General features: G+C 37.8%; 4 protein-coding genes and 2 pseudogenes. All 6 read right to left on the bottom strand.

All coding sequences use genetic code 11. The features are described from left to right. Nucleotides 1-453: 453 nt before the first annotated feature. The gene (locus O4M77_RS15220; protein WP_168396477.1) at nt 454-2,109 is read right to left on the bottom strand and encodes an HNH endonuclease signature motif containing protein; all 1,656 of its coding nucleotides are present in this window, start codon (nt 2,107-2,109) and stop codon (nt 454-456) included. A 793-nt stretch (nt 2,110-2,902) separates the two neighbouring features. Continuing rightward, nucleotides 2,903-7,954 carry a tyrosine-type recombinase/integrase gene (locus O4M77_RS15215; protein ID WP_166137079.1) on the bottom strand — a complete coding sequence of 1,684 codons (5,052 nt, stop codon included), beginning with the start codon at nt 7,952-7,954 and terminating at the stop codon, nt 2,903-2,905. Further along, nucleotides 7,951-8,622: a hypothetical protein gene (locus O4M77_RS15210; RefSeq protein WP_166137082.1), complete on the bottom strand. Its 672-nt coding sequence runs from the start codon at nt 8,620-8,622 to the stop codon at nt 7,951-7,953. Before O4M77_RS15210 ends, O4M77_RS15215 begins: the two co-directional genes overlap by 4 nt. Before the next feature lie 153 nt (nt 8,623-8,775). Beyond that, nucleotides 8,776-9,024: pseudogene (locus O4M77_RS15205) on the bottom strand (transposase); the annotation flags it as partial. Between the two features lie 166 nt (nt 9,025-9,190). Beyond that, nucleotides 9,191-11,857, bottom strand: a complete 2,667-nt coding sequence (locus tag O4M77_RS15200; RefSeq protein WP_323714117.1) for an excinuclease ABC subunit UvrA — start codon at nt 11,855-11,857, stop codon at nt 9,191-9,193. A 42-nt stretch (nt 11,858-11,899) separates the two neighbouring features. Beyond that, nucleotides 11,900-13,122: pseudogene (locus O4M77_RS15195) on the bottom strand (IS256 family transposase). Nucleotides 13,123-13,151 lie beyond the last annotated feature (29 nt).

Genomic DNA, 13,151 nt, shown 5'->3' with positions numbered 1-13,151 from the left:
GAAACATTCAAAGCTACTGTTGAAGTATGCAAACAGTAGATCTGATAAAAATCCAAATTCTGTCTTTTTAATTATTTTCCATGTCATGTTATGTCATTGATGCTGCGACTTAACTGCTATATAAATTAAGTGAAAAGTAAAAGGAATTAATATGTTAACCAGAGTGGAACTCATTTTTGTTGTGCTGATGGTCTCAGCCTTAATCCTAATTGCTTATGAAATGCTAAAAGGTTTATTTTAGAGCATCTATACAATTTTTGATCAAAAAAAAGCCCACAGAGGGAATCTATGGGCGAAACTAAGGACCTTGACGGTCATTCAGAAACTACAGCTAGTTTCTGGTTGTGATTCTGGACTGAATTAAAAATAACCATATCGGCTGAATGTATCAAAAGTTAAATCATGTGATTAATCATTGATACATCTGCAAAAATGAGCTCATCGCTCTGTTGATTAATACAGTAATTCACCAAACAAATCCGCTCTAATCTCTTCCAGGCTCAGATCTGATTTCATCCTATTACAGATGGGATGAACCAGCAGACCATTCTCTAGAACACCTTGCCCACCTACGGCTTTGGCAATCCGATGATCCGATTCAGTAGAATCAAGATAGATCAATCCATCACAAATGAGGCAAAAGTTATGATTACCCACCACAAAATTGTGCTTAAGCAGACTCTTGGTTAATGCCGAAAAGGCCTTGGGCTTTGACCGAGAAATTGGACTAATCGACTCCACATATCCCACCACATGCTTGACGACTGCATCATCATAACCACCCAAAAATCTTTCGACATAAAACTCGTTAAAGTTTATGTACTTGAAGGCCTTAGACATGGACAGAATAAAGGTATTCAGGCATTCCTCATCATCAAAATCAACCTCCATTTCCAAGCTTAAGCAAATAAAGGCTTTATAGACAATTTGTAGCCGATCATAGCCCTTGATACCACTGCCGAACTTGCCGACCGTTTCGGTGGTCGCCACGGGGAAATTGGCGATCAAGAACTCAATACTACGGCGTACCCGGGTGAAGTCCTTGAAACTAATCTTTCGATGATGAATCTGCATGCGGCTTTCATGAATTTCATACACAATTGAAAACCATGCAAGAAAAGAAGTAATCTGAAAACGCTGGTCCTTATAAAAATATAAGTATGGATGAAAGCCCAAACTCGGAACCCCAGTATTTTTTACAGGCGTCGCTATTCTGCAAAGAATGGTCAACAGATGCGACATCAGGTTTTCAACGCGTTCCCCCTGATTCAGACTCATAATATTATGAATCTGATCACCAGCAATGATATTCATCAACTCATTGACCAAGCCAATTTTTTTGCCATGACTCATTTCATTGTCTAATAAAATGGTCGAAAAAAGGAGCTGATGGATCCTCTCCCCTAACTCAATCAGCTCATTTAAACGTGTATATTGGAGCTCTTCCAAGTTAGATTTATTGTCATTGATATAACAACAGGCATAGATCGCATAATAGGCGTCACTCCCGCGACTTCTGAGATGATATTCCTCATATTTATCTAGACGTTTAGTATCTGAGTTAATCGATTGAAATACCCGTCGCGCATCTTCTGGAGTCCCCAGTACCTGCCGGAAACTGATTTTAATATCGCCTAATTTCGATTTTTTTTCTGCAAATTCGGCATCAGTACAAATTTTTTGAAAATCAGCAAGATCTCCTAAATAATTGCGGAGGTAACGAATATCTTGTTTTTGTTGATCATTGAAATTAGGTGCTTGAGGGACTTGCTCATCCGCAAAATATCTATTGATCCATGCATAAATACAGGAAAGACGATGAGCCCCATCAATAATGTAAATATTGCCGTGTATATCTTTCCAATACAAAATGCATAAATTGATGTTTTGATCTTCTGTGCAATCTTCAATAAAGTTTGCAATTTCTTGCACGCTCCAACATTCCGTAGAACGCTGGTTATCCGCTTTAAATAAACATTTGATGATTGGATGCTTTTCAAAATCAGTCAGTGCCACTTCAAAATTGTCACGCTGCATTGAAGGTGACATTTCTTCTGGCAACATGACTTTACGCTGAATAATATTGGTCAATAGTCGTGTAGAACCCATTTCTTATTTTCTCCAGGCAACACTTTCCTACTTTCGCTCAAGTACGAAATTTGAAAATGTATATAGTTCGATTTGGTTAAAGCTGTGAATTAAATGACCGTCAATATCCAGTCAGCGCTAACAAAAGAGACCTAAGAGAAATGGGGGGATTAGATAATAAAATCTTCATGTTTAGTACCTGTAGTTTAGAGTTAACTATCTACAACCATCTTTTCCACGAGATGGAGGTAGACCAAACAGGGGTGGAAATACCGCACTACAGAAGACGGCCAGTCATAGACTGCCCTGCCTGGCCTACCATAATGGCAAACTAAGCATAATAAGCACAAAAAACCGCTAAAGCGGTTTTAATGCTTCTGTAGTAATTTTCAGGTTTCCACGCCCGATTACAGATTTTGCTGTAATGTAATTATCATATTTGTATCTTTTTCTTTGGTCAAACCGAATTAGAATTTTTTTATTCATTTTTAAATAAAAAAATATAAATCGATAACATATGGATCAAATTGAAAGCAAAGAACAAATCAAAGTCGCTGATTCCTAGGCCCCTTAGGTTGAACGATATATGCTTAGGCTATTTGCACAAGGAAGGATGCTATCGGCTTCTAGCAGCATATTAAATGCAAGGTATGATGTAGTCAGGTAAATGATATTTATGCACACGTAGCTGTCTTGAACAAATTCACAGAATTTGGCTGCACTTATACCCAAATTGTCACTTGAATTTAGCTCAATTAGGGTAGCGCTGTCTTTCAAAACTTTATGTAATAAAGCGTGCGTAAGTCATATTTACTTAAATTCTGATATGATCTCTAATCACCAAATATCGTACACTCAACCATGCTAGTACCCATCGCACGGCGCTTAATGACGCTTGTTGAGACATAATTCTAAAATAATCATATTTATTATGTTTCATCACTATCGGAAAAAACTGATGTTCTGTAAGGATTGAAAGCATAGGTTCATCCTCTGCCGTAAAATGCATCAATACTTTTGTTACATTACTTTCATACAACCATTTTTTTATTAACCAATTATAAGTTTCTGATTGGTTTTGTTCTAAATAATCAAATCGCTCTAAAATCTCTTGTGCAGAATTAAAATCTACAGCACTGAGTAATTCAGGCAAACGTGCTAACTTTCCTTGTGTCGATAATGGATGTCTTCCTATATTTGAACCACGTTTACCTGACGGAATGTTTGCCATCATAATTAAAGCTTTCTTCCAGGACTCAATATCTAATCGTGGCTGCCCCTGCCCAGAAATAAGATACCGCTCAATATCTTCAAACTTTTGAAATAATTCGTGTTTAATTACTTTTCCAGTCGAATTCCCTCTTTTTTGAGCATAGATGACCCACCTCTGACTTTGTCTTTTTTTGAGTACATATTTTTCGATGGTGTCTCTCAACTCATATTTTAGATTACCATTCTGTTGATGAATCGCTTGGAAATGCCTGAATAAATTACTCCGACTCATGACTCGCTTAAAAAATGCAGTATGTAAATTGGGTTGCTGTTGTTGCATGCTATAGGCATAAGTAGCCAGAAATAAGATATGAACATAATGCTTTAATGTTGTCGATTCATGTAAATGTCCAAGCACTCGACTAATCGCCTTAATCCCTTGCCCAACCTGTCCTTCATTGCCTACTAGCGTATTAAATTGCTCATTCGATGGCATCCAATTTTGTAGCCATGGCAATTCTATCGTGAGCGCTTTAAAATCCACCACTGTTTGCAAACACTTTAAAGTATATGTACTTGCAAACGTATGTCTTAAATGATGTAAGCTGAGATCAACATCTCCAGTGACTTTCTTTAATATTTGAGATATTTGAGCAAAAAAAGGCCTATGCTCACTATTCTCATCAGACATTAATATCGAATATTTTTTATTCTTATAAATATCATTTAATCCATTTTGAATCGTCTGACTTAATAAATTCATCGGAACAACACGTTCTGATCCAAGTGTTTTTAACTGATGCTCACCATAAGGACGAATTCGGAGCATATCCTCATCAATATCTAAGGGCCGTAAATGAAGTGTCTCTGAACGGCGTACACCCATCGCTGCAGATAAACGAAAATGACGCTGAATCTCTAGACGTAAAGCAGCATCATTCACCCCAGATTCTACAGATTGTAATATTTGAACGATCTGCTGCACTTCATTTTTTGAAAAAACTTTAGCACTTGCTTGATGCGCTGTACGCTTGTGTAACTTTATACGATTATCATTTAACTGAATTAAAAAATCTCTAAAGCGATTCCACGCAGCGAGATGCTTGCGGTGTGGAAAATGCTCTTGCGTCAACTCCATCCATTTTTGAAATACATCTTCATTAATCTGGCTATCTTTTGTTAAATCTTCTGAAAACCCCAATATACCTGCACTGACGATGGCCAAATGTAGATGAATCATATTTCGATTCTGTAGACTTAACTCTTCTGCATCACAGCGTAAAATCAGCCATCGCACAAAGCACGTTAATAAATTGACTGAGTAGTGATTCGTTTCATTATTGGCAAGCTGTTTAAGCCAAATGCTTGATCTAGATTCACCTTTTAGTTGCTGAATCATCGCTAAAATATCAGACAAATGGAGTTGCTCATCGTCTATTTCTATTTCACTTTCTGGCTCAGTGCTATCTAAATTTGTGGTTAATTTTTCATATTCGAATAAGCGTAATAATTCATTTATTGAAAGATCTTCAGTCAGGACTTGGCCTGATATATAACCTGCAATCAGCGGAGTGCTATTTAACATCACATTTTGCTGTAAAGCTTTCAACCATTGAGCTAACGATAGAGTTGACTTAACCCCTATTTGTTTTAAATATGTATTAAAACACTTTTGCCAAGCCGTTCTTTGTTGATTTCTTGGCTGTGCTAAAATCTCTTTTAATCGGGGCTGTAGATACTGTCGGCCTACTAAAATCAACGTCGAGACATAAGGACTTAACAGTACTGTACGGCGTATCTTCGTCACAGATCTATCATTATTCACTGTCAGTTCAACGAGCCGACTATTCCCCATAGCGACTATATGTTGATCAGAAGCAATAAACTCCAACATCGCTTGTAAATGGCTCACTCTGCACAGTTGTGAATACATGGAGAGTACAACCAGCAAACGTCCTATTTCAACATCACAATTTTGATGTTCAGGTAAATGTTCTAAATCCTTCTGAATAAAATCAAGTAAGTTTTGTTCAATATAACCCCATGTACTAAAACTATTTTCAGATGTCAGCCATGTACGATTAGCTTTTTGAGGAAGTTGAACGAATAAAGGAATTTTCGTTTTATCGCGAATATAAGCACAATATGCCTTGATCGCTTCTGGCAAATCAATGTTTGTATTTTTAGCTAAATGGGAAGCTAATACATGTCCAAGCTCTAAAGCTACTTGTGGCTCAGGATTTTCCCCAAAGATCAACGGACAATAGGACTTATACTCTGAGTTTTTCAGCCATTCTTTTACATCATTTTCTGAATATTGTATTCTCGGCTTCGTCTCTACTTGAGCTGTTTTAGTCTCTTGGGTTAAAACAAATGTTGGAATATGCTTGATTTTAAAAAAATCAAAACCTTCAAGACATTCGAAACCTAATTGTTTTTGCAGGTTTTCTTGTACATCAAGCCACTGTTGTTTAAAAACTGATACAGGAAATACAGATAACATATCCCATGGATGACGCCCCCGTATCCAGTGCCCAAGTCCAGCATCCTTGAACCGTCCAGGTAACTGATTATGATCAGAGCGAACCAACTTCCGTGCCCAATTTCTAACTAAACCTTCAATCTGATGAGGATCACAAAGTTGCATAGCATAAGATGATAAATCAACACGTGGTTCAACTTGCTCCCCCAGCATTACCATCAAACCACGTAAACCTTGAATCTGTTTGATCAACGCTGGCGTCAATGGTACATAACGATCGGTTGATTCATCTTGATGATGTTTATCTTGAATCAATGCCCAGCCTTGCTGACTGATCCACTTTGGAAAGGGTTGCTTAATTCCTCGTCCTGCAGTTGCAAGATTCATCCATAATGCTGTATACAAGGTTAAGTTATCAAAGAGCACCTGCCAATTTTTCTGTTCATAAGCCTGATTTATTCTGTTTTTTATTCGTGTAATTTCATTTTGTATTTCAACAATCTTTATTCCAATCGGGCTACCCACGCGTTCACTTGAAGTGTTTATGTATTGAGGAATATCAATTTTTATCGTTCTTAAACAATCAGCCCATAATTGCTCAAGTTGCCTCTGTTCAAAAGAGGCATAATGAATCAAGTTATCATAATTTCGACCTGATGCATTCGTCACTGCTTTAACGACAGCTAAATCACCTTGGCTATGATCATATAACAACCGTGGAAGAATATCTCGAATGCTTTTGAGGCTGATTTCTAGCTCTTGAGGTAAACGGTTAATCAGTTCACTCACGTCACGTTCAACTGCCATATGACGTCTTGTAATCCCAAGATTTTTGACTTGACTCACCAAATCATTGAGTTCACTTGGTAAAACCAAATGTAATTCATTGGTCCATGGCACATGAAATTTAGAATGTTCTGGTTTTTTTTTGAGTGTCGGTGTCCCTGCAAACACACTTAATACATATGCAGATAAAGTATGATCATACTGAATAGCAATATTATTCTGATCTGCATTTCGACTAAAACGAGGCGCTGTTAATTCAGTAACCGAACGTCCTGTGAGTAAACTCAATATTAAAGCTAATTTTGCGCGTAAGATTAAGCTGGCATCAGTATGAGATGGTTGACAGAGCCTAAATACTTCTTGAATTGAATTTAAGGACAATCGCGATTTGGTCCAAACTAAACCAACATTTGCAGCTTCAATATGTTGAGAAGTAGACTTAGATGCATAAAGCCCTCGAATTAAATCGGATTGTTCTGCCAAAAAAAATCTAAACAAGGGCTCCAATGGTGTTTCATCTTCTTCAATCTCATCATGCTCAAATACATCAGAGACTAGACCACGATGAATTTCATCTACATCCTCTAAAGGTTGGATAGCAATACTTAATGAACCATATCGTTGCAGGATCAATTTTTTGTGCTTTAACCCTATACAGTGTACAAACTCTGGACGTTTCTTCTTATTTTTTAGAGGATTGTTTTCCCAAATTTGGGATAAAAATAGCTTTAATGGATAAAAAACTTCTTTAAATCGTTTATCTTCAGAACGATCGGACATTGAACGAATCCATTGTTCCGGTCCGTTTTGAGTGATTAAGTCTTTGACTCGTTCTAAAATATCCTCATGACTTGGATCACCCAACAGCCTAATCGCTAAAAAGGCATTGTACACACGAGATCCTTTTTGATCTTTCAGCTTTATGCTTCCATCACCCGTTAAATAACTACTATAAAGCTCTAGAGTATGTACTTTTTTTTGAAAGTGAAAGATTTGGTCTAAAAACCACCTTATTACCGTATTAAAACTCTCATTATTTTGACTTATTCCTGCTTTAATCAATAGCAAGTCACAAATACCACTGTCTCCAGTGTAGGGGCGTAATGGCGTAAGTATATTATTTCTATCTGTTGTTTCTGAGAAGAAATGTGAATATTTCTTCTCAGAATCCTGTAATCTACTAATGATCTTTAACGTATTAAGCTCATCACGAAATTCTGATAATTCATCATCCCCAATCAATGTGAAGATTCGCTGACAAATGACAACAATGCCAGCTAAGCTATAGTGTGCACGCAACAAAAATAATGCTTGGATCAGTTGTTCTTTTTCTATATTTTCATTCTGATTAATACATTTTAGGAGCTGCACCAAATACTCATTCATGAACTACTCCGAATACGATAGACCCATGCCTTCTTCCAGTCTGTTAAGGCTAAAGCAACTTCTGCAGTTGGTGCCGCACAAACAATTTGCTGCTGATGTTTTTGATAAAGTTCCTCCAATTGAGGTAAAAATACAAAAAAGTCAGCTAAATGAAAATATGGTTGCACAGATTTTCCAAGCTCTTTCACTTTAATTCTTTCTAATGGCAAAAGCTTCTGGGCGATATAACCAGCTAAAACATTTTCGATTAAAAAATTACCACTCACCACCGGTGATGCCCAATTAACCAATTCTTGAACAAAGGAAATCGGCAGCTTTTTCAAAAAATGCTGTGTATTTAAAAATAAAATCATTTCTTCTGGATCTAAACTCTTTAGTCGAAGTTGGCCTGCAACCACCATCTTGTCCTGTGCTTTATCCACTTTACCCCAGTGCCTTCTTTTCACACTATCCTTTAGAGTTTTTACCTTACATACATCCCTATCGACAGCAAGCAGTAACTTACGATATATCGCGAGCAGTAGTAAGGCTTGATTTTTAATTTTTTTTGAAGACTCAGTGCTCATTTCCTCATTGAGTAACATCATTTTCAAAACTAAAACTGGGCATGGTTTTTCAAACCTACCTTCAGATATTGTTAATGCATCAATGAGCAATGGTGTCATCATTTTTTTCTGCACAGGTAAATTATTTTTAGCGTTACAATAATAGAATAACACAGTCCCAAAATTAACAAAATTAATTCAAATAGATTTTATATTTAATAAAAAAGTATTTGATTTATATGATTTATTTACTAACTTTGTTTTTATACTAAATCAAAGTTTAATCAGACTTTGCACAAAGCCAGTGACCATATTTAAAGATAGGCGGAATAAGGATTTAATCATTAAGCAGCATTGGATAGCTGCGTCGGAGTAGGTTTGATTTCGTCCTTGTTTGCCTTTTGATGGCGCATACCATTGCGTAGCAGGATCAAACCAAATGGCAATATTTCCGCGACTCATGAGTGCTCGGTTATATGCGGGCCAATTGGTTGTGCGGTAGATTTTGTGTGTAGGCTTCTTCATTTGAAAATTATATCGCTGAAAAAGCCGTTACAGATAGGTTTGTGCAACAAAGCCCTTAGTTGAAAAAAACTTTTAGATTTCATGCTCACACACCACCTAAAACGAAAAATATCTAATTAATTTTACAGGCTTTTAATTTAAGGTTTTATTCTACCCACTCGCAATATCAACGTTTAGTATCACGACTCACTAACTCATTAACTAAATATGGAGCAGTACGGCTATCTTGATTTTCTGTTATTTGTTTTGGTGTTCCTGCCACAACAATATTCCCACCAGCATTTCCAGCACCTGGTCCCACATCAATCACCCAATCTGCTTGTGCAACGGCACGCATATCATGCTCAATCATAACCACGGTATTACCCGCATCGACTAATCGCTGCAATTGAACTAACAATCGATCTACATCTGATGGATGCAAACCTGTAGTTGGCTCATCAAGTATATACAGTGTATTTCCACGCTGATTGCGTTGCAGCTCGGTCGCCAATTTAATACGTTGCGCTTCTCCACCAGATAGTTCAGTCGCTGGTTGCCCTAAACGTAAATAACCAAGGCCAATTTCCTTTAATAATTGTAGTGAACGAGCAATCGAGACCTCTCCATCAAAAAAATCACGTGCTTCATTGACGGTCATTCCTAATACTTCAGCAATATTACGTCCATTCCAGCGAATTTTCAGAGTGTCATCATTATATCGAGCACCATGACATGTCGGACAAGGGGCATATACACTTGGCATAAACAATAATTCTACACTGACAAAGCCTTCACCTTCACAAGTTTCACATCGCCCTTTAGCCACATTAAACGAAAAACGTCCAGCATCATAATGAGCTTGGCGAGCTTCAGGAGTCCCAGCAAATAACTTTCTAACATGATCAAATAAACCCGTATAAGTTGCCAGATTAGAACGTGGAGTACGGCCAATTGGTTTTTGATCAACTTGTACCAGACGCTGTATAGCCTCCACATCACCAGCTAGAGAACCCTGTGTAACCTCGGTAACCAACATTCCTTCATTTAAAGGATTATTTTCATTATTGTTTTCAGTTTCAGATTCATTGCCTAAATATGAAAGTATTAACTCGGGTAAAGCTTGAGAAACGAGACTAGATTTACCTGAACCTGAAATACCTGTAACTGCTGTAAGTACACTAAGAGGTATACGAGCATCAATATTATGCAGGTTATGTCGGTAAATATTGTTAAGTTCAAGCCAACCAGAGGGTGTACGTCCATAACTTTGAGTAACTGGGATTTTATTAAATAAATAACTTGCAGTACGTGAAGCTGAAATCTCACTTAAACCCTGAGGTACTCCACTATATAAAATATTACCACCTTGCTCTCCTGCATCTGGTCCAACATCCACTAACCATTGAGCACGACGCATGAGCTCTAAATCATGCTCTACAACAAATACGGAGTTTCCAGCGTCTCTTAATTTATCGAGAGAATCATATAATGACTGACTATCTGAAGGATGTAATCCCGCAGATGGTTCATCCAGTACATAAACTACACCAAATAGCATAGAACTTAATTGTGTTGCTAACCGCAAACGTTGTAACTCTCCCGCTGAAAGAGTCGGTGTGGCTCTATCTAATGTTAGATAACCAAGACCTAACTGGCGTAATTGATTTAAACGCCTCATCACACCATTTGCTAAACGCTGGGCAGCAATTTTCTTTTCATCTGAAAGTGCTGACGTACGTCTTACATCTGGAGATACAGAATGCACTGCTCTACCTGTTGTTGCTCGTTCAGATCTATCAAGTTGGGTTACTTTATTATTAGTCTTTTCTCCAGCATCATGAGCGTCGAAATTGCCAAGAACAATGGGCTCAAGCAGGCAAGTTAACTTATCCAAAGAAAGTTGCATAAACTCACCAATATCTACTCCAGCAAAGGTAATAGATAAGGCTTCTGCTTTAAGGCGTTTACCATGACAGGAAGGGCATATTTTTCCTTCCATAAAACGTGAAACACGTTTTTTCATCAACGTACTTTGGGTATTAGCAAAAGTATGAAGGACATAGCGACGAGCACCAGTGAAAGTGCCCATATAGCTGGGTTCTAGTTTACGTTTAAGTGCAGATTGAGTCTCAGCGGGGCTTAAACCAGCATAGACAGGAACTGTTGGGGTTTCTTCAGTAAATAAAATCCAGTCTCTATCCGATTGCGGTAAATCTTTCCATGGTCGATCAACATCATACCCTAGGGTTACTAGGATATCGCGTAAGTTTTGCCCGTGCCAAGCAGGTGGCCATGATGCGATAGCTCTCTCACGAATACTGAGTGTTGGGTCAGGAACCATTGTCGATTCTGTAACTTCATAAATGTGACCTAAACCATGACAGGTAGGACAAGCACCTTGAGGAGTGTTCGGTGAAAAGTCCTCGGCATATAACATTGGCTGATCGGCAGGATATGCACCAGCACGCGAATAAATCATTCGCACGAGATTTGATAAAGTTGTTACACTTCCAACAGAAGAACGGGTATTACTTGCACCACGTTGTTGTTGCAATGCTACTGCTGGTGGTAGACCATCAATAGCATCAACATCTGGTACTCCGGCCTGATCTATTAAGCGTCTTGCATAAGGTGCAACAGATTCGAAATATCTTCTTTGTGCTTCAGCAAAAATAGTTCCAAAAGCAAGTGATGATTTTCCTGAACCCGATACACCTGAGAATACAACAAGTGCATTTCTTGGGATAGAAACATCTACATCCTTAAGGTTATGCTCACGTGCACCTCGAACTTCAATACAATTATTAGATAAAATAATGTTATTGTGTTCACCAAAAGAATGTATCTTCATGTTTCTACGAGCCTGTAAATTATTTTGTGTAAGTCTCATTTTTTATAAATGATCTTTTAATCGATCATCGAACTGAATCGTAAACCAATTCATTGCTAAACGCCAATTTTGAATTGGCATGGTCCATTTTTTAGCAGCATTTGAAGTTGCTAAATAAATGACCTTTTTCACTGAATCATCAGAAGAGAAGATCTTTCTCTTTTTAGTTGAATGGCGGATCACGCTATTCAATGATTCAATTGCATTTGTTGTATAAATCGCATGACGTATTTCAGCAGGATAGCTAAAGATCGTTCGGATATTTTCCCAATTTGCCCGCCAGGATTCTCCAATTTTTGGATACTGGTGATTCCATTGATCGCAGAAGATATCTTGGGACTTTAAAGCATTTTCCTCTGTACTTGCCTGATAGATCGCCTTCAATCCTGCTGTTACAACTTTGTAGTCCTTCCAGCTCACAAATCTCAGGCTATTGCTTACAACATGTACGATACACAGCTGGATATCAGTATGAGGGTAGACAGAGGCTATCGCATCAGGAAAGCCCTTTAGTCCTGAGAAGCGCTGCTTCGCAAGGCAGGCTACAAGAATATCTTGCACTCCTCGATTTTTAAGCTCTGTCATGACTGATAGCCAGAATTTGGAACCTTCTGTTTGAGCAAGCCACATGCCAAGAAGTTCTTTTTGGCCATCCAGGTTAATGCCTAATGCTAAATAAACTGATTTATTGATTACTGTTGAATGCTGACGAACCTTAACAACAATGCAATCTAAATAGACAATAGGATAAAGACTATCGAGTGTTCTATTTTGCCATTCTGTCACTTGTTCAATGACAGCATCCGTCACCTTACTAATAAGGGAGGCAGATACATCGGCATCGTACATTTCTTTAAAAAAGCAACAATTTCTCTATTTGTCATTCCTTTCGCATATAGCGAAAGAATTTGATCATCCATGCTAGTAATGCGTGTTTGATGCTTCTTAATAATCTGTGGTTTAAAAGAGCCGTCACGATCACGAGGGATATCTAAAGCAAGCTGCCCATCTTGTGTTAGAACTGTTTTGGAGCTAAAACCATTACGTGCATTAGATCCTTTCTTAGGTTGATGCTTTTCATAGCCTAAATGTTCAGAAAGCTCAGTATTCAGAGCGGTTTCGATCATGAAATTTTTAAATATGGCTGTCATTTGGTTTAAATCTTCAGGAGTTTTTAAACCTTTAGCTAATTCAGCTGCCATACTTTTGATTGTAGCTTCATCCATGTGAAGTACCTCTTTTTATTATCCTCAAT

The organism is Acinetobacter sp. YWS30-1, from assembly GCF_033558715.1.
Lineage (GTDB): Bacteria > Pseudomonadota > Gammaproteobacteria > Pseudomonadales > Moraxellaceae > Acinetobacter.
The sequence above is the reverse complement of the archived record's forward strand: the minus strand, read 5'-3'. Positions and strand labels throughout refer to the sequence as shown.

Excerpts from the sequence above, each read along its gene's own strand:
- O4M77_RS15220 (WP_168396477.1), bottom strand. The coding sequence starts at position 2,109 with ATGGGTTCTACACGACTATTGACCAATATTATTCAGCGTAAAGTCATG.
- O4M77_RS15215 (WP_166137079.1), bottom strand. The coding sequence starts at position 7,954 with ATGAATGAGTATTTGGTGCAGCTCCTAAAATGTATTAATCAGAATGAA.
- O4M77_RS15210 (WP_166137082.1), bottom strand. The coding sequence starts at position 8,622 with ATGATGACACCATTGCTCATTGATGCATTAACAATATCTGAAGGTAGG.
- O4M77_RS15200 (WP_323714117.1), bottom strand. The coding sequence starts at position 11,857 with ATGAAGATACATTCTTTTGGTGAACACAATAACATTATTTTATCTAAT.